Here is a 22,356-nt window from a genome sequence, read left to right on the forward strand (position 1 = left end):
GACACGGGCGTCCCTGCCCCCGGGGGTCAGAGCAGGCCCTGGTGGACGCCGCCGTCGACGGGCAGCGCGACCCCGGTGACGTACCGGGCGGGTTCGGAGCAGAGGAAGGCGACCGCCGCGCCGAAGTCCTCGGGGCGACCCAGTGCCCGGGCCGGGATGGACTCGACCTGCGCGGCCAGGCCCTCCCCGTAGACCGCCTCCACCCGCTCGGTCTCGTGCAGGCCGGGCTGGATGCTGTTGACCGTCACCCCGTCCGCGGCGACCTCGCGGGCGAGGGTCTTGAGGAAGCCCGTGGCGCCGGCCCGCGCGGTGTTGGACAGGATCAGCGTGCCGATCGGCTGGCGGACCGCGATCGAGGTGATCGCGACGACCCGCCCCCACCCCCGCTCGCGCATGGCCGGGACGGCGGCCAGGCACATCCGAACGACCGACAGCAGGTTGAGGTCCAGGGCGGCCGGATAGTCCTCGGCCCGCGCGGTGGCGAACGTGCCCGGCGGGGGGCCGGGGGCGTTGGCCACCAGGACGTCGACCCCGCCCATGACCTCCTGGGCGTCGCGCACGAAGCGCTCGGCGCCGTCCGGGTCGGACAGGTCGGCGACCACCCACGACGCGCCGGCGCCCAGGCGGTCGGCCGCGGCCTCCGCGCGTCCGGCGTCGCTGCCGCAGATGGTGACCGTGGCGCCCTCGGCCAGCAGGGCCGCCGCACTGGCGAACCCCAGCCCGCTGGTGGCGGCGGCGACGGCCGCCCGCCGGCCGTGCAGTCCGAGGTCCACGCGGACTACAGCTCGTGCTGGACGGCGCAGCGCCGCTCGAGGATCGGCCGCACGTGGTCCCGGAGCGCGGCCAGGTGCCGCTCGTCGGCGGCGTAGGCGGCGTAGGTCTCCCGGTCGGGGAGGTCGACGACGACGACCGCGTTCCCGTTGCCCTCGGCCAGGCCGGCGTCCACGCCGAGGGTCAGGGTGCCGTACTCGCGGCAGTCCTCCCCCCACTGCCGCAGCGCCGCGAGGGCTCCCTCGCGCTGCTCGGGGGTGGACTCGGAGGTCCAGGTGAACACCACGACGTGACGGAACACGGGACGAGGACTCCTCGGCTCGGGGACGGGCGGGCGGCGCGCTCAGTCGAGGTCGATCGGCTCGCCCTGTCCGCCGTACACCGTGATGGCGCCCGAGGGGCAGTTGCGCGCCACGGCGACCAGGAACCCGTCGTCCACCGTCGGCGTCGGGTCCACCGCCTCGGCGAGCTCGTCGTCGTCGAACCGGAACACCGCGGGGGCGTCGGCGACGCACTTGCCGGAGCTGATGCAGATCTCCTTGTCCACGGACACGGTGTGCGGCATCGGGTCCCTCCCGTCAGCCCGCGCGGCCCAGGAGCACCGGGTAGGTGCCCCAGTAGGGCCGGGCGGTGTTGGCGTCGCGCTGCGGCGGATCGGCCGGGTCGCGCCGCACCCCCTCGGTGAACATCCGCTGCACCGCACCGGTGACCAGGCCGAACAGGTGGGTGTCCGGGTCGACCTCGCCCAGGGGGACGACGCCGGCGGCCAGGTCCTGCCCGATGCAGACGTGCATGCCGCCGCCGAAGCTCAGCCCGAACGGCCCGACGCCGGAGGGCAGCGCCCGGTACGGGTCGAACTCCGCCGCGGTCGGGCCGAAGACCGCCGGGTCGCGGTTGACCGCGGCCAGGTCGATGACCAGCTTGCCGCCCTTGGGGACGTGCACCCCGGACTTGAGCGTCACGTCCTCGAGCGCCCAGCGCATCCCGATCGGGCTGGAGGGGTTGAGCCGCACCGTCTCGTGGATGCAGCGCTGCACGAACAGCGGGTCGCCCACGACCCTTCCGGCGTCCTCGGGGTGGGCCTCCACCCAGGACAGGATGTGGTCGATCGAGCGCACGAACGCCGTCGCGCTGGTGTGCGCCCCGGCGAGCAGCACGAAGGCGATCTCCCGGCGCAGGACCTCGTGGGGCAGCCGCAGCTCGCCCTCGGAGCGCAGCAGCACGGTCAGGACGTCGCGCGGCACCTCGCTCTCGGGGATCTCCCCCGCGGCCAGGCGGGCCAGCGCCTCGCGGCGGCGGGCGACCGACGGCGCGAGGAACTCCTCGTCCCACTCGAGCAGGCCGGCGGCGATGGCCTGCCGCTGCACGTCCTTGTCCCGGGTGGAGTGCGCGAGGGTGGCGCCCTCGATGAACACCATCATGTAGTCGTAGAGCCGCGCGGTCTCCTCCGCGGTGCCCTGCGGCCGGTCCACGCCCGCGGTCAGCGCGGCCAGGTTGAGCATCAGCTCGTGCCCGAGGTGGACCAGGTCGACCCGTCCGGCGGCCACGTGCGGCGCCAGCGTCTGGTCGGTGACGGCCGGGAAGAGCTCGCGCTCGTAGTGGTCGAAGGTCTCCCGGCGGAAGCTGCGGTTCTCCACCCGGCGCCGGGCGCGGTGCTCGTCCCCGTGCAGGTTGACGAGGACGTCGGCCATGATCACCTCGCCCTCGTCGTACAGGGCCTGCCGCAGGTCCTTCTGGCGGTAGGCGTCCTTGGCGTCGGCGAAGGTCTGGATCGTCACGACGTCCAGCGCGGGTGCAGCCATCGGGACTCCTCGGGTGTGACCTGCGTCGCTTCCCAGCCTGTAGTAGTTAGTCTTCTCACGTCAAGGAGGAGGCGTTCGTGGACGGTCAGCAGCTCGGGCCCGCGGTCATCGTCTCCGGAGGGGTGGCGCACGACTTCCCGGCCACCTCGGCGGAGCTGGCGCGGGTCCTCACCGGGGCCGGGTTCACCCCCACGGTCACCGAGGACGTCGAGGCCGCGCTCACCGGGCTGGCCGGCGGAGGTCCCCGCCCGCTGCTCGTGCTCGACCTGCTCCGCTGGACCATGCAGGTGGAGCGCTACGCCCACCTGCGCGAGCAGTGGTCCATCTCGCTGTCCACGGAGGCGCGCGCGGCGCTCAGCGGGCACGTGCACGCCGGGGGCGGGTTGCTGGCCATGCACGGAGCCAGCATCTGCTTCGACGACTGGCCGGGGTGGCGGGACCTGCTCGGCGGCGTGTGGCGGTGGGACCGGTCCACGCACCCGCCCCTGGACGGCCCGGTACGGGTCACGGTCGCCACCGACCGCCATCCGCTCGTCGCCGGGATCGCGGACTTCGACGTCGTGGACGAGGTCTACGGGTTCCTCGACCGGACCGACGACGTGGTGGGCTTGGCCTCCTCGCCGCACGGCGGCACCGACCACCCGCTGCTGTGGGCCCGGGAGGTGGGCGCCGGCCGGGTGGTCTACGACGCGCTCGGTCACCACGTGCCCTCGTACGCCGTCCCGGAGCACCGCCGGATCGTGGCGCGAGCCGCGCGCTGGGCGGTGGGCGCTCAGCCGGACGGCGGCCCGCTCGGCTGACCCCCGTCGACGGCGTCGGCCAGCTCCAGCAGCCGCAGCCCGTCGGCGAACGTCGGCAGCTGCGCGCGGGCGGCGGCCGCGGCCGGGTCCCCGCCGTCGAGGAGCACCCCGGCCAGCCGGCGCACCAGCCGGGCGAAGGGCAGGGTCGCGGCGTCGGGGGCCAGCTCGGGGAGGTCGTCGCCGGGGCCGGGCCGCGGGCGGATCTCGACCAGCTCGGCGTCCTCGGCGCGGGCGCCGGCCAGCCGCACCGGGAAGTGCCCGGTGTGCCCGGCCGCCGTCGCCACGAGGGCACCGGCGCTGCCGTAGGCGGCCAGCCGCCAGCCCGAGCCGTGCCAGGCCACCCACGAGGTGTGCACCGAGACCACCGCGCCGCCGGGCAGCCGGCCGGTGAACGCCACGCTGTCCCGGCTGGTCGCCGCGAGCTCGCCCTCGGGCGTCGGCCACACCGGACGGCGGGTGGCCGCGGTGCCCTGCACGCCGGAGAGCTCCCCGAACAGCCACTGCACCAGGTCGACGGAGTGCAGGCCGTGGATCCGCAGGCTGCTGGCGCCGGACCCCGCGTCCGCGCACCACAGGGACGACGGCACGCGCTCGGGCCGGGTGAACGTCGGGTAGAAGGCGCGCACCTCGACGTTCTCCAGCGTCCCGAGGAACCCCTCGTCGACCAGCCGGCGGAACTCGGCCAGGCCGGGCCAGAACCGCGACTGCATGTCGACCAGGCCCAGGCGGCCGGCCCGCTGCGCGGCGGCGGCCATCGCCGCGCCGTCGGCCACCGACGCGGCCAGGGGTGCCTCGCACAGGACGTGCTTGCCCGCCGCCAGCGCCGCCTCCGCCATGCCGCGGTGCCGGCTGGGCCGGGTGGCGACGTCGACGAGGTCCACCTCCGGGTCGGCGCACAGCCGTTCGAAGCCGACGTGTGCCCGTGGCACGCCGAAGCGCCGCGCGACGGCCTCGGCGGTCTCGGCGTGCGCGGTCGCGACCGCCACGACCTCGACCTCGGGCAGCGCCGCGTAGGCCGGCAGGTGGGTGCCGGCCGCGTAGCTGGCCCCCACGACCCCGATCCGCAGCCGCGGGCCCCCGGTCACGCGACCGGTGCGGCCGCGACAGCCGGGGCGACCTCGGCCGCGAACAGCTCCATCGCGGCCAGGACCGACTCGTGCGAGGGGCCGGTCGGGTAGCGGAAGACCAGGAGGAAGTCGTCGACGCCCACCTCGTCGGTGAACCGGCGGATCGTCTGCGCGCACTCCTCCGGCGTCCCGAAGACGAAGCGGTCCCGGACGAACTCCGCGAGCGTGATCTGGTCGGCCGAGGTGACGCCGGGGAGGTCGGTGATCGCGCCGTAGTCGAACAGCGTCCGTGCCATGGCCAGTGCCGTGGCGCCGAACTCGGCCTCGGCCCGCTCCCGGTCGTGGGACGGCCAGCAGAACCGGATGGAGGTCACGTGCGGGGTGCGGCCGGCCTCCCGCGCGGCGGCCCGGTAGGTGTCGGCCATGCCCCGCATCGTGTCCAGCGACATCAGCGCGTTGGTGATCCACCCGTCCCCGAGCCGGCCCGCCCGGCGCAGCCCGCCGGGCGACCAGGCGGCCAGGTGCAGCGGCACCCCGCCGTCCTGCAGCGGGCGCGGGATGACGCTGACGTCGTCGAAGGCGTACACCTCGCCGCGGAAGGAGAAGCGCTCCTCGGTCCAGGCCGAGCGCAGGATGCGCGCGCTCTCGTCGAACCGCGTCGCCCGCTCCTCCCAGGGCACGCCGACGGTCGTGTAGTCGACCGGCAGGTAGCCGGCCCCGACCCCGAGCCAGGCCCGGCCGCCGGAGAGCTGGTCGAGGGTGGCGACGTCCTGGGCCAGCTCCACCGGGTTGTACAGCGGGGAGATCGCGATGGCGGTGCCCACGCGGACCCGCTGGGTGCGGGCCGCGATGGCGAACGACAGCGGGACAGGCGAGCCGAAGTACTCGTCGGAGTACTTGTGCTCGGTGGTGAGCGCGGCGTCGAAGCCCAGCCGGTCGGCGGCCTCGGCCTGCGCCAGGATCTCCTGGAGGGTCTGGTGCGGCGGGCCCGTCACCAGGCCCTGCGTGAACAGCACTCCGAAACCCATGACAGCTCCTCGTGTTCGGCGGGTCCCCGGCCCGCGGCGGGCCGGGGTCGGGCTCAGCGACCGGGCATGGCGGACGGGTAGGGGCCGCCGGCGAACCAGGCCTCCAGGGCGGGGCGGCGGGCGGCGTCGACCAGCTCGACCAGCGGACCGGTCGGCAGCCGGTGGTAGACGAACCGGGCCGCGCCGCCGCTGCCGTCGTCGAAGGTGAGCACCCGGGGGTGTCCCGCGGCGACCAGCTCGTCCGACGCCGCGGCGAGGTCCTCGGCCCACACGCCGACGTGGTGCGCGGCCCCGGCCCCCGACGACGGCTGGACCGGCCGCTCCCACACCGTGCCCGGCACCGGCTCCAGCAGCTCCAGCCGGCACGGCCCGCTCCGGGAGTAGACGAACCGCAGCCGCGCGGTCAGCGGGCCGTCCGGGGTCACGACCGGCAGCTCGTGCTCCTCGACCGGGGTCCAGGCGAGGCCGAGGACCGCGCTGAGATCGGCCATCGCCGCCTCGAGGTCCTCGACCACGAGGCCGGTGTGGAAGATCTCGCCGAACGACCGCATCGGCGCTCCCCGGTCCACGAGGGCCGGCGCGACGCCACCGACCGGGGCGTCGGTGTGCGGGGTGGGCGGGGCACCGGTCATGACGGTCCTTCCTGGCGGGGGCCCGTCCCGCGTCGCGGGGACGGCGGGGACGTGGTCACGTCGGGGAGAGCTCGACGAGCACCTTGGCGGTGCCGGCCGGGTCGTCGTGTGCCTGGGCGAAGGCCGCCGCGACGTCGGCCAGGGGGAAGCGGTGGCTGACCATCCGCGCCGTCTCCGCGGGGAGCCGCGCGACGACGTCCACGGCCTCGCGGAAGAGCCCGGCGCGGGACCCGGTGACCCGGACACCCTCGAAGAGCAGCCGCGGGACCGGCACGCGCAGGTCCCCCTCCCCCAGCCCCACGACGACCACCGTCCCGCCCCGCCCGGCCAGCTCGACCGCGCCGTCCAGGGCCCGCGGCGAGCCGCTGGCCTCCACGACGGCCTCGGCCCCGGCGCCGCCGGTCCACTCCGCGACGGCGGCGGCCGGGGCGACGGTGGAGACGTCGACGGTGACGTCGGCACCCAGGGCCCGGGCCAGCTCCAGCCGAGCGGGCAGCACGTCGGTGACCAGCACGCCGACGCCGGCCACCCGGGCGCACAGGACGAGGCCGAGCCCGATCGGGCCGGCGCCCAGCACGACGAGGCGGTCCCCGGCCCGGACGCCGGAACGCTGCAGCGCCATCGCGGCGACCGAGACCGGTTCGACCAGCGCGGCGACGTCGGGCCCGACGCCGGGCACCGGGTGCAGGTGGTCGCCGGGCACGGCCATCAGGTCGGTGAGGCCTCCGGGGCGGGCCACCCCGTAGGCGGTGAAGGCGGCGCAGGCCGGCCACGCGCCGCGCCGGCACACCGCGCAGGCACCGCAGGGGAACGACGGGTCGACGGCGACGACGTCCCCCACCGCGAGGTGCGCCGCCGAGCCGTCGGCCGGGAGGTCGGTGACCACCGCGCCGATCTCGTGGCCCTGGCGCAGCGGGAACCCGACGCCGGCCCGCTCGCCGGCCCACATGTGCAGGTCCGTGCCGCACAGGCCGACGGCGGCCACGCGGACCAGCGCCTCCCCGGGCGCGGGCTCCGGCGGTGGCACGTCGCGCACCGCGATCGCGCACCGGTCGACGGTGACCGCCGCGCGCACCGCCGGCCCCCGCTCAGGCGCCGGGCAGGTGGACCAGGGCGAGCTTGGTGTCCACCATGCTCGGCAGGTGGGCCCCCTGCACGGTCCCGTGGTCGCCGTCGTCGGTCGTGCCGCGGGCGGCGGCGCGGCCGGCGACCCGGCCCAGCGTGAAGCCGCCGGAGATCCGGATGCCGCCGAGGTCGGAGACCGGGTTGAGCCCGCCCACGGTGTCCCCGGCGGCGTACAGGCCGGGGATCGACCGGCCGTACACGTCGATGACCTGCATCGAGGTGGTGACGCGGAACCCGCCGGAGCAGAAGTTCACCCCGACCACCATCGGCACGGCGGTGAAGGGCGCGGTGGCGGCGGTCCGCCGGCCGGGCGGGAGCACCACGCGGCCGAAGGCGGGGTCGGTGGTCTCCCGGGTGTCGGCGAGCCAGGAGTTCCAGGTCCCGACCGTCCGCTCCAGGGCCTCGGCGGGCACGCCGATCACGCCGGCGAGCTCGGCCAGGGAGCCGGCGTGGACGGCCGGCTGCGGCATCTGGGCGACCAGCGCCCGCTTCTCCTCGGCGACGACGGCGTCGAAGACGTACCAGCCCCGTCGTCCGGGCTGGGCCAGCAGCGCGGCCACCCGGTCCTCGTACGGGCCCGCCTCGTCGTGGAACCGCTCGCCCGCCTCGTTGACCGCGATCGCGTCCTCGACCAGCGAGGACGAGACGATGACCAGCGGCGGGACGAAGGTCATGTTCACCAGGTCCCCGCCGGCCGCGGACCCCATGAGGTGGCCGTCCCCGCGGCAGGTGTCCACGCCCAGGTACGGCCCGCGGGCCAGGTGCTCGGGCATGTACCGCTGCCGCAGCAGGTGGTTGGACTGGTAGCCGCCGGTCGCGAGGACGACGCCGGTGCGGGCCCGGATCTCGACCGGCTGCGAGCTCCCGTCGGCGTCCCGCCGCTGCGCGAGCACCCCGACCACGCGCCCGTCGCCGTCGGTGCGCAGCCGGGTGGCCGTCGTCCGGTAGAGGGCGGTCACCGAGGGCAGCTCGAAGTCGGCGGAGAAGGCCCGCAGGAACATCCAGGGGTCCTCGACGGCGGCCATGCGGTCGATCGTGTGCTGCGCGGGCCGCGGGATGAACCGGCTGAACCGGACCCCGCGCGCGGTCAGCAGGTCGTAGGTCTCGGCGCTCTCCCGGGCGAACAGGCGGACCAGGTCCTCGTCCCACACCAGCCCGTAGTCGTCCTCGGCCAGCTCGACCATGTGGGCGGCGTCCCGGACGAAGGTGTCCTCGTCGTCGACGATGCCCTGCTCGGCCTGCATCGCCGAGTTGACGAAGGCCAGGTAGCCGGTGGACCAGACGCAGTTGCCACCGATGTGGTCCAGGGCCTCCACCGCCACCACGGAGGCACCCTCGGCCGCGGCCGCCGCCACCGCGGCCATGCCGCCGGGGCCGGCACCGAGGACGACGACGTCGGCCTCCAGCTGCTCGGTCACGACCCGGCGCCCGCCGTGGTCAGCGCCTTGGCGGTGAGCACCTGCGCGAGGTGCGCCCGGTAGGCGGAGTCGCCCCGCAGGTCCGACGGCGGCGCGGCGCCCTCGGCGGCGTGCCCCGCGGCCTCCGGGACGGCGGCGCCGGAGCGCAGGGCGTCCTCGACCGGCGACGCCCGCCACGGCACCGGCGCCATGTTGACCAGCCCGACGGCGTGCTCCCCGTCGGCGGTCTCCTGGACGGCGACGCCGACGGTGGCCCAGTCCTGGCTGCGCTGGCGGAACTTCTCGAACGCCCACCGGCGCCCCGGCAGCGCCGGCACCACGATCTCGACCAGCACCTCGTCGAGGCCGCAGGCGGTCTCCCAGAAGTCGACGAAGAACTCCGCCGCCGAGAGCTCCCGCTCGCCGGCCGGACCGCGCAGCACGAGGGTCGCGTCGAGGGTCACCAGGACCGCGGGGATGTCGGCCGCCGGGTCGCCGTGGACGACGGTCCCCCCGACGGTGGCACGGGCCCGCACCTGCCGGTCGCCGACCGAGGCGGCCGCCGCGGCCAGCAGCGGGACCTGCTCGCGCACCACCGGGGACAGCTCCAGGTCGCGGATGCGCAGCCCGGCACCGAGCCGCAGGTGGCCGTCGGACGGGCGCAGCGTGCGCAGCTCCGGCAACCGGCTGATGTCGACCAGCACCGAGGGCGCGGCCAGCCGGAACTTCATGAGCGGGATCAGCGAGTGCCCGCCGGCCAGCAGCTTGGCCTCGTCGCCGTGCTCGCCGAGCAGCCGCAGGGCGTCCTCGAGCGAGGACGCCGCCACGTAGTCGAACTCGGCGGGGATCACGGCGTCCCCGCCTCGGTGCGCGAGCGGTGCGCCTCCGCCACGGCGCCGGGGCCACCGTGGTCGGCCGCCCACCGGACCGACTCGACGATCATCTGGTAGCCGGTGCAGCGGCAGAGGTTGCCCTCCAGCCCCTCCCGGATCTCCTCGGGCGAGGGGTCCGGCCGGTCGAGCAGCAGCCCCGTCGCCGAGACCACCATGCCCGGCGTGCAGTAGCCGCACTGCAGCCCGTGGCACTGGCGGAAGCCCTCCTGCACCGGCGTGAGCTGCCCGTCCTGGGCCAGGCCCTCGACGGTCAGGACCTCCCCGCCGTCGGCGGCGACGGTGAACACCGTGCAGGACTTCACCGCCACGCCGTCGAGCAGGACGGTGCAGGCGCCGCAGTTGGAGGTGTCGCAGCCGACGTGGGTGCCGGTGAGCCCGAGCGTCTCGCGGAGGTGGTGGACCAGCAGTTGCCGCGACTCCACGGTGTGCCGGTTGACCACCCCGTTCACGCGGAGCGTCACGTCGTGCCTCATGGGGTGACCTTCCAGGTGTCGTCGCCGTCCGCCGGCGGGGTCGGCATGCCGTCCGGGGGTGGGGGCGCGGCCGGGTCGGGCCGCATCGCCTCGGGCGGGGGTCCGGTCCCGTCGCTCGCCGCGGCGGCGCGGCCCTCCTCGGCGGCGCGCATCGCCGTCCAGACCCGGAAGGGGGTCAGCGGCATGTCGAGGTCGCGGACGCCGAGGTGCGACAGCGCGTCCACGACGGCGTTGACCACGGCCTGCGGCGCGGCCGTCGCCCCGGACTCGCCGAGCCCCTTGGCCCCCAGCGGGTTGAAGCTGGTCCTGACCTCGACGTGGTGGGTCTCCATGCCGGGGACGTCGGGCGCACCGGGGACCTGGTAGTCGATGAGGGACGACGTGACCGGCTGCCCCTCGCCGTCGTAGACGACCTCCTCGAGCAGCGCCTGGGCGATGCCCTGCGCGAGTCCGCCCTCCACCTGGCCGCGCGCGGTCAGCGGGTTGATGACCGTGCCGCAGTCGTCGACCGCGACGTAGCGCAGCACGCTGACCTGGCCGGTGGCACGGTCGACCTCCACCACGCAGGCGTGCGCCCCGCTGGGGTAGCTGAGGTTGGTCGGCTCGTAGTAGTCCATCACCTGCAGCCCGATCTCCATCCCCTCGGGCAGCTTGTGCGGCTTGTACGCGGTGAGCGCGACCTCGGCGACCGTGACCTCGGCGCCCGGCGTCCCCCGGACGGCGAACCGCTCGCCGTCCTGCTCGATGTCGTCCTCGCTGGCCTCCAGCAGGTGGGCGGCGATCTGCAGGAGCTTCTGGCGCACCTTGTCGCTGGAGCGCTGCACCGCGGGGCCGCAGACCGGGATCGCCCGGCTGCCCATGGTGCCGATCCCCTCCTGGATGGTCTGGGTGTCGCCGTGGCGCACCGTGATCCGCTCCATCGGGATCCCGCCCAGGGCGTCGGAGGCGATCTGCGCGAACGCCGTCTCGTGGCCCTGGCCGTGCGGGCTGGTGCCGACCGAGACGACCACGGAGCCGTCCGGGTTCATCCGCACGGTGGAGGACTCCCACCCGCCGATGTAGCCGAACTGCTCGAACAGCGGGGACGGCCCGAAGCCGCCCATCTCGACGAAGGTCGAGAACCCGATGCCGAGCAGCGGCCGCTGCGGGTCCCGGCGGCGCTCCTCGGCCTCCCGCTTGAGCGCCTCGTAGTCCAGGTGCTCCAGCAGGGTGTCCAGCAGCCGCGGGTAGTCGCTCTCGTCGTAGACGATGCCCGGCCACTGGGTGGCGAAGGGCATCTCGCCGGGCTGGATGAGGTTCACCCGGCGCACGTCGACCGGGTCGCGGCCGAGCTCGTCGGCGACCACGTCGACGACCCGCTCGATCAGGTAAGCCGCCTCGGGCCGGCCCGCGCCCCGGTAGGCGGCGACGGGCGTGGTGTTCGTCGTGACGCTGCGGAAGGAGGCGGCGATCGTGCCGACCTTGTAGCAGCCGCCGGACATGAAGATGGTCAGCGTCGGCAGGCCCGCCCCGGTGGCGTCCGGCCAGGCCCCGCAGTCCTGCACGATGGCCACCCGCATCGCCAGCAGCCGGCCCTCGTCGTCGAAGCCGACGTCGATGTCCTGCAGCTGGGCCCGGCCGTGGGTCATCGAGACGAGGTTCTCGCTCCGGGTCTCGACGAACTTGACCGGCCGGCCCAGCCGCCGGGACAGCTCCGCGGTGAGGATGAACTCCGGGTAGAAGCTCGCCTTGGCCCCGAAGCCGCCGCCCACGTCGGGGGCGACCACGCGGACCTCGTGCTGCGGCAGGCCGAACATCACCGCCAGCTCGTTGCGCACCGGGTGCGGCGCCTGCACCGTCGCGTACAGCGTGAGGCCGGTGCTGTCCCAGCTGGCGACGCAGCCACCCGGCTCGATCGGCACGGCGGCCAGGCGCTGGTTGCGGATGCGCAGGCTGGTGCGGTGCGGGGCGGCGGCCAGCTCGGCCTCGGCGTCACCCTCGGTCAGGGGCTGGTCCATGACGACGTTGCTGGCCTGCCCGGGCACGATCGGCGCGGCGCCCTCGGCCATGGCCTGCTCGATGGTGGCCAGCACGGGCAGCGGCTCGTAGTCCACGACCACGGCGGCCGCGGCGTCCGCCGCCAGGTACCGGTCCTGCGCGGCGACGACGGCGACGGGCTCCCCGACGAAGCGGACGGTGTCCGACGCCAGGCACGGCCGCTCCATCCCGGGGATGGACCGGGTGGCCGGCAGCCCCTCGAGGTCGGCCGCCGTCCACACCCCGAGGACGCCGGGCAGCTGCCGCGCGGCCTCCGTGTCGATGGCGGTGACCCGGGCGTGCGCCTGGTGGCTGCGGACGAAGGCCATGGAAACCGCGCCCGGCAGCTGGATGTCGTCGACGTAGCGGCCGCGCCCGGTCAGCAGGGCGGGGTCCTCCTTGCGGACGACGGTGGCCCCGACCATCGACGCCATCAGCGGGTCGCCTGGCCGCAGTCGACGTGCAGCACGTGGCCGGTGACCATCCGGGCGTTGTCCGAGGCGAGGAAGAGCACCGCGTCGGTGATGTCCTGCGCCTGCGCCCGCCAGTGCTCCCCGGGGAGGTTGCCCTGGGCGGAGAAGACCTCGAAGGCCTCGTCCGGGTCCATCCCCATGGCGCCCGACAGCCCGGTGACCATCCCCGAGCCGTGCCGGTCGGGCCCCGGCTTGATCGTCGCCGGGGCGATCGCGTTGACGTTGATGTCGAACTCGGCGAGCTCGGTGGCCCAGGACCGCGTCAGCCCGACCACGCCGTGCTTGCTGGCCACGTAGTGCGACAGCATCGCGTGCCCGCTGCCGATGACCGCGGACGAGATGTTGATGATCTTGCCCGCCCGGCGGCCGATCATCTGCGGCACGACGAACTTCGCGACGTGCATCGGCCCCTTGAGGTTGGTGTCGATGACCGCGTCGAGCGTCGCCGCGCTCATGTCGTGGATGGTGTCCAGTGCGGCCATGCCCGCGTTGTTGACCAGCACGTCGATCCGCCCGAACTCCGCCAGCGCGGCCTCGACGGCGGCCTGCACCTCGGCCTCGTCCCGGACGTCGGCGGTGAGGCCGAGCGCCCGGCGGCCGTGCTCCTCGACCTGCTTCACCGTCAGCGCCAGGTCGTCGGCCGAGGCGGTGTCGTACAGCCCCTCGATGGGCCGGCAGATGTCGACGGCCGCCACGTCGCACCCGGCGCGGGCGAACTCCCGCGCGTGGTTGGCCCCCTGACCCCGTCCGGCCCCCGTGATGAGGACGACCTTGCCCTCGAGCCCGCGTAGTTCGACGCCCATGTGCCCACCTCGTTGTGTGACCCAGCCGACAGCGTGCAGGGCCTTCCTACGGCACGGCCCGAGGTCCGGGCAACGGCTTGTCGCACTAGTCGTTGGTGTGGTAACGACTGCAGCACGAGCACATCCGGCGGCCGAGGAGTGGCATGGACGACGTCGACCCGGCAGCCGCCCTCGCCGGACTCCGCGACCGGGCCGCGATCGCCGACGTGCTGGCCGCGTTCTGCGAGCGGGTCGACGAGTACGACATCGCCGGCCTGGACACGGTCTTCACCGCCGACTGCGCCACCGACTACGGGCCCGGCCGGGGCGGCCCCGTCTCGGGGCTGGCGGCCGTCCAGGCCCGGATCGGCCGGGGGCAGGCCGAGTTCCGCCGCACCCACCACCAGCTGGGCCAGAGCCGGGTGCGCCTCGACGGCGACACCGCCGAGGCCGCCACCTACGTGACCGCCACCCACGAGCACCGGGACGGCGCGCGCTCGCGGGTGCACCTGCGCTACCTCGACCGGCTGCGGCGGACCCCCGCCGGGTGGCGGATCGCCGCGCGCACGGTGGCCGCGACGGTCGTCGAGGGGATGCCGGGCACCGCCTGGGTCTGGGTGCCGCGGGGCGAGCCGGGACCCGCCGGCTCGGTCGCCGCCGCCGTCCGGCGCTTCCTGGACGCGGTGGAGAGCCGGGACCCCGACGCGGTCGCCGCCTGCTTCACGGTCGACGCCCGCTACGCCAACGTGCCGCACCCGCCCGCCGTGGGCCCGGCCGCCATCCGGTCGGTCTTCGCCCGCATCCTGTCGCGGTGCGAGCGGGTCCGCTGGGACGTGGTCAGCACCGCCGCCGACGGGGACCGCGCCTGGCTGGAGCGGGTCGACCGGTTCTGGATCGGCGGAAGGGAGTACGCCATCGAGTGCAACGGCGTCTACACCGTGGACCCGGCGAGCGGGCTGCTGGCCGAGGTGCGCGACTACGTCGACCTCGCCACCTGGCGCGAGCGGCTCGGCGACGTGCTGGACCGGCCGGACGCGGCGCCGTGAGCATCCCCTTCCGGTTCGGCGTCCTGGCGATGCGGCCGGCCGCGACGCGCACCGAGTGGCTGGACCGCGCGCGCCGTGCCGAGGACGACGGCTTCGGCACCTTCCAGGTGAGCGACCACTTCGACCGGTCCCCCGCCTCGCCGCTGCTCACGCTGGCCGCCGTCGCCCAGGCCACGTCCTCCATCCGGCTGGGCACGCTGGTGCTGGACAACGACTTCCGGCACCCCGCGGTGCTGGGCAAGGAGCTCGCGACCCTCGACGTGCTGTGCGACGGGCGGCTGGAGGTCGGCATCGGCGCCGGCTGGATGCCCGCTGACTACGCCGTCTCCGGCCTGCCGTTCGACCCGCCGGGTCTGCGCGTGGACCGCCTGGCGGAGACCCTCGCCGTGCTCGACGCCGTCCTGGGGAGCCCGGAGCCGGTCACCTGGACCGGCGAGCACACCCGCGTCACCGGTCTGCGCAGCGTCCCCGCGCCGCGTCAGCAGCCCCGCCCCCCACTGCTGGTCGGCGGCGCCCGCCCGCGGGTGCTGGGGCTGGCCGGCCGGCTGGCGGACGTGGTCAGCGTGAACATCGACGTCCGGGAGGGGCGGGTGGGCCCGCAGGCCACCCGCTCGGCCCTCGCCGACGCCGTCGACGAGAAGGTGGGCTGGGTCCGCGCGGCCGCCGCGGGGCGGCCGGTCGCCCCCGAGCTGCACCTGGTGGCCTACTGGGCCGAGGTGACCGAGCGACCCGAGGAGGCGGCGGCGCGGCGGATCGCGGCGGCCGGCCTCGACCTGGCCCCGCGGGAGCTGCTCGCCTCCCCGCACTGCCTGATCGGCCCCCGCGCGCAGGTCACCGAGCGGCTGCTGCAGGCCCGCGAGCGGTGGGGCTTCTCCTACGTGACCGTCTACGACTCCGACGCGGCGTCCCTGACCCCGGTCGTGGCCGGGCTCGCCGGGACCTGAGCGAGCTCGCCCCCGCCGGCCACCGTCCACGTGCAGTGCCCCGACGGGTCGGCCGGCGGGTCCACCCGCCACCGCTCGCCGCCGTGGTGGGAGATCGTGGCGATGCAGCGGGCGCAGTACCGGGGCCGGCCACCCGGGACCCCCGGCACCTCGCCGTCGGCGACGGTCGGCGTCTCCGGGTGCTCCCGCCAGTACCGCTGGCCACTGCCGCACCGGTGCCGGAACACCGTGCCGCCGTCCTCCGCCGTGACCGTGCCGGTCGATCCGTGCGCACGCAGCAGCGCGGCGATCTCCGCCGGGTCGATCCTCGCGTCGACGAGCGTGTCGAGCGACACCCGGGTGCCCGCCAGCAGCCGGTCGACCACCTCGCGCACCGGCCGCCCGTCGTCGGCGGCCACGTCGAGCAGCGCGGCGATCAGGCCGACCAGCCGGTCGTGCAGCGTCCGCCACCGGGCGTGCTCGGCCTCCACCATCGCCAGCACGTCGGGGGACACCGGCGGGTCGAGCCGTCGCAGCCGGTCGGGCAGCGGCTCCAGGTGCAGCTCGCCCGCGGGATCGGGCACCGCGCTCAGCCCCGCAGGTAGGACGAGACGAGGTCCTCCGAGCGCAGCAGGTCCGCCGAGGCCCGCTCGAGCTGGTTGCGCCCGTTGCGCAGCACGTAGGTGCGGTCGGAGATCCGCAGGGCGGCCGCCTGCTGCTCGACGACGAGGAAGGTGACCCCGCCCTCCCGCAGGTCGAGGATGACCTGGAACAGGTCGCTCACGACGCGCGGCGCCAGGCCGAAGGACAGCTCGTCGACCATGAGCAGCCGCGGGCGGCTCATCACGGCCCGGCCGAGCGCCAGCATCTGCTGCTGCCCGCCCGACAGCGACGCCGCCTGCGCGTCCAGCCGGCCGGACAGCTCCGGGAACAGGCCCAGCACCCGCTCCTTGTCGCGCCGCCGGTCCTCGGCCGACCCCCGGCCGCTGACCGTGCCGAGGTCGAGGTTCTCCCCCACCGTGAGCGTCTGGAAGATGCCGCGGCCCTCCGGCAGCTGGCACAGGCCGAGGGCCGCGCGCCGCTCGGACACGGTGCGGCCCAGGGTCGTGCCGTCGAAGGTCACCGACCCCGACCAGGGGTGCAGCGCCCCGGACAGCAGCCGCAGGAGGGTGGTCTTCCCGGTGCCGTTCGGGCCCAGGACGGTCACGATCTCCCCCTCGGCCACCTGCAGCGAGATGTCGTGCAGGACCTCGAGGCGGCCGTAGCCGGCCGTGACCCCGTCAACCGTCAACAGCAAAGTCCGCTCCCAGGTAGGCCTCGACGACCACGGGGTCGTGCAGGACGTCGTCCGGACGGCCGAACTGGATGATCCGGCCGAAGTGCAGCACGGCCACCTGCGGGCACAGCCGCGAGATCAGCCCCAGGTCGTGCTCGATGATCAGGACGGCGCTGTCGGAGGCCGTCACCCACGCGGTCAGCCCGGCGACCAGGCGCTCGACGTCCTCCGCCCCGAGCCCGGCCGCCGGCTCGTCGAGCAGGGCCACCGCGGGGTCGTTGAGCAGCGCCCGCGCCACCTCGATGATCTTCTGGGTGCCGATCGGGAAGGAGCCGGCGTCCCGCTCGACGACGTCGCCGAGGCCGAAGGTGGTCAGCAGCTCGCGGGCGCGCTCCTCCTGCCGGCGCTCCTCGCGCCGGGCCGAGGGCAGGCCGAACAGCTCGGCGAGGTGGCCGTGGCGGAAGTGCCGGTGCGCCCCGACCATGACGTTCGACAGCGCGGAGAGGTTGGGCACCAGCCGCGGCGACTGGAAGGTGCGGGACACCCCGAGGGCGGCGATCCGGTGCGGCGGCCGCCCGGTGACCTCCTCCCCGGTCACCCGCACCGTGCCACCGTCGGGGCGCAGGTAGCCCGAGATCACGTTGAGACACGTCGTCTTCCCGGCGCCGTTGGGCCCGATCAGCCCGGTGAAGCCCCGCCCGACGGCGAGGTCGACGCCGTCCAGGACGACGTTGCCGCCGAAGGCGACGCGGATGCCGGCCAGGTCGACGGAGGCGACGGCGGGGTCAGGCACGGCGCACCGCTCCCTTCCGGGCGGCCGAGCGGCCGGTGAGTCTGCCCACCAGGCGGGAGTCGCGGACCTCACGGCCCAGCGACACCAGCCCGCCGCGCAGGACGGTGATCGCGAGCATGAGCGCCAGCCCGTAGGCGATCGCCTGGAAGTCGCCGAGGTCCTGGAAGAGCTCGACCAGCACCACCGCGAAGGCGGCACCGACGATCGGCCCGTAGAGGGACCCGGCACCCCCGACGAAGACCATCACGAGGAACGGGACCAGCAGGTTGAAGTCGAACATCGCCGGGAAGATGAACGTCTGCAGCTGGGCGTAGAGGGCGCCGGCCACCGCGGCGATGCCCCCGGAGATGCCGAAGGCCACGAGCCGGTAGCGCAGCGTCGAGACGCCGAGCGAGCCGGTCAGCGAGCCCAGGTGGCGCACCGTCTGCAGCGTCCGGCCGAACCGTCCGTACAGCGCCCGCCGGGCGAGGAGGAACGCGACCAGGGCGATGGTCGCGGTCAGGAAGTACGTCGACGCGCTGCCCGTGATGCCGGGGATCGTCCAGACGTCGACGGCCTTGCCGGCACCGCCGCCGGTGAGGCCGTCGGCGGCGGTGAGCGCCTCGATGATGACGAACCCGAAGGCCAGCGTGGCGATGGCGAGGAAGAAGCCGGTGAGCCGGATGGCCGGGAAGCCGATGACCACGGCCATGAGCGCCGCCAGCACCGCGACCAGCGGCAGGGTGACCAGGAAGGGCATCCCGCGTTCGACCGCGATCGTGCTGCCGAAGGCGCCGACGGCGAACAGCGCGGCGTGCGCCAGCCCGATCTGCCCCGACCAGCCGATGAGGATGTCGAAGCCGAGCGTGGCGATCGCGTAGACCAGCGTCAGGTTGGCCACGAACAGCACGTAGCTGTTGACGACGAACGGCAGCGCGTAGAGCGCGACCACCACGACGGCGAGGACGGCGGGGGTGAGCAGCGGGCGCCGCCGGCGGGGCGCCTCGACGGGGGTGGCGACGGTCGCCTCGATGCCCGCCTCGTCGGCCAGCTCGGCCTCGAGGCGGGTGGACAGCTCAGACATCGCGCAACCTCAATCCCGCGGTGAAACCGGACGGACGGGCCAGCAGCACGAGGACGACGGCCAGCAGGGCGACCGCGAACTCGATGCTGGTCGAGATGTAGAGGCCGGCCAGCGACTGGATGAGGCCCAGGGCGAGTCCGCCGAAGAAGGTCCCGATGAGCGAGACGAAGCCGCCCATCGTGGCGGCCACGAACCCGTACACGATCAGCGAGGACGCCGAGTGCGTGGAGACCAGCGTGGACTGCGCCTGCAGCATCACCGCCAGCGTCGCGATGGCGCCGCCGAGCGCCCAGGCCATGGCCGACACCCGGCCCACCCGGACGCCGATCAGCCGCGCCGTCGCGCGGTTCTCCGCGACCGCCCGCATCTGCGCCCCCAGCGAGGTGCGGAAGAAGGACGTGATCGCGATCGCCCCCGCGGCGCCGAGGACGATCGTCACGATCTGCGCGACGCTCACCTCGACCCCGCCGATGCTCACGAACGACCCCGACCACGGGGCGTCGAAGCGGCGCGCCTCCTGCCCCCAGATCCGGCCGATCAGCGCGTTGAGCGCCAGCGACAGCCCGATGGTCATGAGCAGCAGCGGGAAGTGCCCGTGCCCGGCGAGGCGGCGCATCAGCCCGACGTCGATGAGCACCGCCACCACGACCCCGGCCAGCAGGGTGACGACGACGGCCACCCAGAAGTTCGCGCCGGCCGCCGCGAGCGAGGTCCCGACGTAGGTCGCGACGAGCCCGATCTCGGCCATCGCGAAGTTCGGCACGTCCGCCGCCTTCATGACGACGACGATGGCCAGCCCCAGCAGGCTGAACCAGCTGCCCGCCTCGAGGCCGCTCAGTATCGACTGGAGCATGGGCCCTTCCTGTCTCGGTGTCCGGGCGACCTCGGGGCGCGACCGGCGGGGACGACCCGGCTCCCCGGGAGGACCGGTGCGCCCGGCGGGCGCCGGGTGGGAGGAGGGCGGCGGTACCGGCCGCGAGACGGGCCGGCACCCCGGGTCCTGCGCTCCCCGGCCATGGCGGCCTCCGTGATCCACGTCACGTCTGTCGTCGCATGGTAGGGAGGCGGCGCAGGCGTCGTCAATGAGCTAGCGACGAGCCGGCCGGTGCGTGCGGCGAGGCGGGCACCGGCCGGCTCGTGCGCCGTCACTCGGGGGCCTGGAAGTCCTGCAGCAGCTGCCACGCGCCGTTGGTGTAGACGGCGAGGCCGGCGGACTGGACGCAGGTGTGGCCCTCGGGGAGCGGCCCGCACTCGATGTCGGGCACGGTGCCCAGCACGACCGGGTCGTCGGTGAGCGCCTCGGCCGTGGCGTGGAAGTTCTCGTAGGAGAGGTCGTCGCCCATCCGGTCCACCAGCTCGGCGAACGCGAGCAGGTAGCTGTAGGTCTGCAGCGAGAACCCGCTGGTGCCCTGCTCGCCGTCGTACTGCTCGGCCAGCTCCCGCCACTCGGTGACCTCGGGGGCGTCGGCCGTCGTCAGGTTCACCTGGAGGCCGCCGATGAAGCCCTCGGCCGCCGCACCCGCGGGGCCCACGGCGCTCGGGCCGCCGGTGCCCGCACCGCCCTGGTCGGCGAAGACCGGCACGTTCACGCCGCGGCTGCGCAGCTGCTGGAGGACCAGGGCGACCTGCGTGTTGTCGGTCGCGAGCAGGACGGCGTCCGGGTTGGCCGCGACGACGTTGTTGACCGCCGACGAGACGTCCGTGCCGCCGGTCTGGGTGACCTCCTGCGCGACGAGCTCCATCTCCGGGTGCTTGGGGATCTGCTGTTCCAGCGCCTCCTCGGCCGACAGGCCCAGGTCGTTGTCCTGCTGGATGACCGCCAGCCGGGTCGCCCCCTGCGCGGCGAAGTAGTCGATCGCCACCTGGTCCTGCGTCGTCCGGGTCGGGCCGAGGAGGTAGACCTCCTCCTGCTGCGGGTCCGACGGCGAGACCGGGCCCCACACCGGCGTCCCGTTCTCGGCGATGAACGGCCAGGCGCCGGGCAGGCCCTGCGAGCCGGCCGGCGCGACGAGTGCGTAGACGTTGTCCTGCGAGACGAGGCGGCGGACGTTCGTCACCACCCGGTCGGGGGTGAAGCCGTCGTCGAGCAGGACGAGCTCCACCTGCCGCCCGCCGATGCCGCCGTCGGCGTTGATCTTGTCCGCGGCGATCCGCAGCCCGGCCTCCAGGCCCTGGCCGGCGACCGCCGCCGTCCCCGTCAGGGGCAGGGTCGCGCCGAGGGTGATCGTGTCGTCGCTGATGCCCGGTGGCGTCTCGCCACCGCCGCCGCCGCCTCCCCCGTCGTCGCTGGCGACGTTGCCGCACGCCGTCGCGGTGAGCAGGGCCAGCGCCGCCGCGCTGAGGAGTCGGGTCCGACGGGACATTGCTGGCCTCCAGGGGACTGGTGCGGTGATCGCCGTCACAGCTCGAGGCAGGATAGGAGCGCGCCGATTCCGTGGTCAATGAACTAGCGACGCTTCGGCGGATAACGATCCGGCGTCGGGGCCGCCGGCGTCTCCGGACGGGCGCGCGGGGACCGTTGCGCACGTCAACGGCGCGGTGCGGCGGTCTCCCACGGCCAGTCGATCATCCGTCGTCAGCCCCCTGACGACGGGTGCTTGACCGGGTATCCACCTCCTCCTACGGTCGGGTGACCGGGGTCACACGGTCCCGGCACTCCCATCCCGGTCCGCACTGGAACTCGGAGGAGCCATGACCACACTCGAAGGCCTGTCCATCGGGGCGTCCCGGAGTTCGACGGTCACCTTCCTGCCCGAACCCGACCCCCGGCCCCGCCGCTACACCATCGTCTCGGTCGACGACCACCTCGTGGAACCGCCGGACACCTTCGAGGGGCGGCTGCCGCAGCGCTTCGTCGAGCAGGGCCCGCGGGTCGTCGAGCAGGACGACGGAGGCCAGGTCTGGGTCATGGAGGACCGGGTCATCCCGAACGCCGGCACCAACGCCGTCGCCGGGCGCCCGCCGTCGGAGTACTCGATGGAGCCGACGCGGTTCGAGCACATGCGCCGCGGCTCCTGGGACCCGCACGCGCGGCTGGCCGACATGGACGTCGCCGGGGTGTGGGCCTCGCTGTGCTTCCCCTCGATGGTCGCCGGGTTCGCCGGGGCCCGGTTCGCCGAGACCAAGGACCCCGAGCTCGGGCTGGCCGCGATGCGCGCCTGGAACGACTGGCACCTGGAGTCCTGGTGCGGCGCCGACCCCGAGCGGTTCATCCCCCAGCAGATCACCTGGCTGCGCGATCCCGAGGTCGCCGCTGCGGAGGTCCGCCGCAACGCCGAGCGCGGGTTCCGGTCGCTGTCGTTCCCGGAGATCCCCGAGCGGCTCCGGCTGCCCAGCATCCACACCGGCTACTGGGACCCGGTGCTGCGCGCCTGCGAGGAGACCGACACGACGCTGTCGCTGCACGTGGGTTCCGCGTCCGCGCTGGTCGGCGGTTCCTCGGACGCGCCGCCCGAGGTGACCACGTCCCTGTTCTTCGTCGGCTCGATCATCACGACGGCCGACTGGCTGTTCTCCAAGGCGGCCCTGCGCTTCCCCGGGCTGCGGATCGCCATCTCCGAGGGCGGCATCGGCTGGGTGCCCTCGCTGCTCGACCGGGTGGAGCACTGCTTCCGCTACCGCGACTTCACCGGGGGGTGGACCGACGAGGAGATGCACCCCAACGACGTGCTGCGGCGCAACTTCTGGTTCTGCGCCCTCGACGACGCGGCGGGCTTCGAGATGCTCGAGCGCATCGGTGAGGACCGCGTCACCGTGGAGTGCGACTTCCCGCACGCCGACTCCACCTGGCCCGACACCCAGGAGTACATGCACCGGCAGCTGGGCTTCCTGCCCGAGCCGGTCATCGAGAAGCTCACCTGGCGCAACGCCTGCGAGCTCTACCGGTTCGACCTGGCCGAGCGGGCCGCCTCGCGCGCCTGGCACCGGGAGGTCGCGGCACCGCAGTGAGCCGCCGGTGGGGGCGGGGCGGCGGACCGGCCGCCCCGCCGCCCGCGG

The 22,356-nt window shown here is 74.7% G+C and carries 22 protein-coding genes and 1 pseudogene; 4 read left to right on the top strand and 19 right to left on the bottom strand.

Annotation, left to right across the window (positions count from 1 at the left end):
• Positions 1-26: 26 nt before the first annotated feature.
• The 4 genes from GCU56_RS11190 to GCU56_RS11205 are packed head-to-tail and all read right to left on the bottom strand — an operon-like array spanning position 27 to position 2,573.
• Positions 27-773, bottom strand: a complete 747-nt coding sequence (locus GCU56_RS11190) for an SDR family oxidoreductase (protein WP_163481805.1) — start codon at positions 771-773, stop codon at positions 27-29.
• A gap of 5 nt (positions 774-778) precedes the next feature.
• The gene (locus GCU56_RS11195; protein WP_163481806.1) at positions 779-1,072 is read right to left on the bottom strand and encodes a Dabb family protein; all 294 of its coding nucleotides are present in this window, start codon (positions 1,070-1,072) and stop codon (positions 779-781) included.
• A 42-nt stretch (positions 1,073-1,114) separates the two neighbouring features.
• The gene (locus tag GCU56_RS11200) at positions 1,115-1,336 is read right to left on the bottom strand and encodes a ferredoxin (RefSeq protein ID WP_163481807.1); all 222 of its coding nucleotides are present in this window, start codon (positions 1,334-1,336) and stop codon (positions 1,115-1,117) included.
• 13 nt (positions 1,337-1,349) lie between these two features.
• On the bottom strand, positions 1,350-2,573 hold the full coding sequence (locus GCU56_RS11205) for a cytochrome P450 (RefSeq protein WP_163481808.1): 1,224 nt from the start codon (positions 2,571-2,573) through the stop codon (positions 1,350-1,352).
• 77 nt (positions 2,574-2,650) lie between these two features.
• Between GCU56_RS11205 and GCU56_RS11210 the strand changes: the two genes are divergently transcribed.
• Complete coding sequence (locus GCU56_RS11210; protein ID WP_163481809.1) at positions 2,651-3,373, top strand: ThuA domain-containing protein; 723 nt, start codon at positions 2,651-2,653, stop codon at positions 3,371-3,373.
• On the opposite strand, the gene GCU56_RS11215 is transcribed toward GCU56_RS11210, so the two are convergent.
• The 9 genes from GCU56_RS11215 to GCU56_RS11255 are packed head-to-tail and all read right to left on the bottom strand — an operon-like array spanning position 3,346 to position 13,280.
• A complete protein-coding gene (locus tag GCU56_RS11215; RefSeq protein WP_163481810.1) occupies positions 3,346-4,458 on the bottom strand; it encodes a Gfo/Idh/MocA family oxidoreductase in 1,113 nt (370 codons plus the stop codon). The two genes, GCU56_RS11210 and GCU56_RS11215, sit on opposite strands and share 28 nt — an antisense overlap.
• The gene (locus GCU56_RS11220; RefSeq protein WP_163481811.1) at positions 4,455-5,468 is read right to left on the bottom strand and encodes an LLM class flavin-dependent oxidoreductase; all 1,014 of its coding nucleotides are present in this window, start codon (positions 5,466-5,468) and stop codon (positions 4,455-4,457) included. Before GCU56_RS11220 ends, GCU56_RS11215 begins: the two co-directional genes overlap by 4 nt.
• A 53-nt stretch (positions 5,469-5,521) precedes the next feature.
• Positions 5,522-6,100: a VOC family protein gene (locus GCU56_RS11225; protein ID WP_163481812.1), complete on the bottom strand. Its 579-nt coding sequence runs from the start codon at positions 6,098-6,100 to the stop codon at positions 5,522-5,524.
• A gap of 55 nt (positions 6,101-6,155) precedes the next feature.
• Positions 6,156-7,175 (bottom strand): zinc-binding dehydrogenase, encoded by a 1,020-nt coding sequence (locus tag GCU56_RS11230; protein ID WP_163481813.1) that lies wholly within the window; start codon positions 7,173-7,175, stop codon positions 6,156-6,158.
• Positions 7,176-7,188: 13 nt separating this feature from the next.
• Positions 7,189-8,643, bottom strand: a complete 1,455-nt coding sequence (locus GCU56_RS11235) for an FAD-dependent oxidoreductase (RefSeq protein ID WP_163481814.1) — start codon at positions 8,641-8,643, stop codon at positions 7,189-7,191.
• Complete coding sequence (locus GCU56_RS11240) at positions 8,640-9,473, bottom strand: FAD binding domain-containing protein (RefSeq protein WP_163481815.1); 834 nt, start codon at positions 9,471-9,473, stop codon at positions 8,640-8,642. The genes GCU56_RS11235 and GCU56_RS11240 overlap by 4 nt, the downstream gene beginning before the upstream one ends.
• The gene (locus GCU56_RS11245; protein WP_163481816.1) at positions 9,470-9,988 is read right to left on the bottom strand and encodes a (2Fe-2S)-binding protein; all 519 of its coding nucleotides are present in this window, start codon (positions 9,986-9,988) and stop codon (positions 9,470-9,472) included. Before GCU56_RS11245 ends, GCU56_RS11240 begins: the two co-directional genes overlap by 4 nt.
• A complete protein-coding gene (locus GCU56_RS11250; protein ID WP_163481817.1) occupies positions 9,985-12,438 on the bottom strand; it encodes a xanthine dehydrogenase family protein molybdopterin-binding subunit in 2,454 nt (817 codons plus the stop codon). Before GCU56_RS11250 ends, GCU56_RS11245 begins: the two co-directional genes overlap by 4 nt.
• Complete coding sequence (locus GCU56_RS11255; protein ID WP_163481818.1) at positions 12,438-13,280, bottom strand: SDR family NAD(P)-dependent oxidoreductase; 843 nt, start codon at positions 13,278-13,280, stop codon at positions 12,438-12,440. The genes GCU56_RS11250 and GCU56_RS11255 overlap by 1 nt, the downstream gene beginning before the upstream one ends.
• 143 nt (positions 13,281-13,423) lie before the next feature.
• Between GCU56_RS11255 and GCU56_RS11260 the strand changes: the two genes are divergently transcribed.
• The gene (locus GCU56_RS11260) at positions 13,424-14,305 is read left to right on the top strand and encodes a nuclear transport factor 2 family protein (RefSeq protein ID WP_163481819.1); all 882 of its coding nucleotides are present in this window, start codon (positions 13,424-13,426) and stop codon (positions 14,303-14,305) included.
• A complete protein-coding gene (locus GCU56_RS11265) occupies positions 14,302-15,249 on the top strand; it encodes a TIGR03621 family F420-dependent LLM class oxidoreductase (protein WP_163481820.1) in 948 nt (315 codons plus the stop codon). Before GCU56_RS11260 ends, GCU56_RS11265 begins: the two co-directional genes overlap by 4 nt.
• Here GCU56_RS11265 and GCU56_RS11270 read toward each other — a convergent pair.
• The 6 genes and pseudogenes from GCU56_RS11270 to GCU56_RS11295 all read right to left on the bottom strand — a co-directional run bounded on the left by GCU56_RS11270 (position 15,192) and on the right by GCU56_RS11295 (position 20,723).
• Positions 15,192-15,812 carry a hypothetical protein gene (locus GCU56_RS11270; protein WP_163481821.1) on the bottom strand — a complete coding sequence of 207 codons (621 nt, stop codon included), beginning with the start codon at positions 15,810-15,812 and terminating at the stop codon, positions 15,192-15,194. The genes GCU56_RS11265 and GCU56_RS11270 overlap by 58 nt on opposite strands.
• 5 nt (positions 15,813-15,817) lie before the next feature.
• Positions 15,818-16,489: pseudogene (locus GCU56_RS11275) on the bottom strand (ABC transporter ATP-binding protein); the annotation flags it as partial.
• A gap of 19 nt (positions 16,490-16,508) precedes the next feature.
• Complete coding sequence (locus tag GCU56_RS11280) at positions 16,509-17,297, bottom strand: ATP-binding cassette domain-containing protein (RefSeq protein WP_163481823.1); 789 nt, start codon at positions 17,295-17,297, stop codon at positions 16,509-16,511.
• The gene (locus GCU56_RS11285) at positions 17,290-18,360 is read right to left on the bottom strand and encodes a branched-chain amino acid ABC transporter permease (protein WP_163481824.1); all 1,071 of its coding nucleotides are present in this window, start codon (positions 18,358-18,360) and stop codon (positions 17,290-17,292) included. Before GCU56_RS11285 ends, GCU56_RS11280 begins: the two co-directional genes overlap by 8 nt.
• On the bottom strand, positions 18,353-19,213 hold the full coding sequence (locus GCU56_RS11290; RefSeq protein ID WP_163481825.1) for a branched-chain amino acid ABC transporter permease: 861 nt from the start codon (positions 19,211-19,213) through the stop codon (positions 18,353-18,355). The genes GCU56_RS11285 and GCU56_RS11290 overlap by 8 nt, the downstream gene beginning before the upstream one ends.
• Positions 19,214-19,505: 292 nt before the next feature.
• A complete protein-coding gene (locus GCU56_RS11295) occupies positions 19,506-20,723 on the bottom strand; it encodes an ABC transporter substrate-binding protein (RefSeq protein ID WP_163481826.1) in 1,218 nt (405 codons plus the stop codon).
• Positions 20,724-21,051: 328 nt separating this feature from the next.
• On the opposite strand from GCU56_RS11295, the gene GCU56_RS11300 reads away from it, so the two are divergent.
• Positions 21,052-22,308 (top strand): amidohydrolase family protein, encoded by a 1,257-nt coding sequence (locus GCU56_RS11300; RefSeq protein ID WP_163481827.1) that lies wholly within the window; start codon positions 21,052-21,054, stop codon positions 22,306-22,308.
• Positions 22,309-22,356 lie beyond the last annotated feature (48 nt).

This window comes from Geodermatophilus sabuli (genome assembly GCF_010686765.1).
Taxonomy (GTDB): Bacteria; Actinomycetota; Actinomycetes; order Mycobacteriales; family Geodermatophilaceae; genus Geodermatophilus; species Geodermatophilus sabuli_A.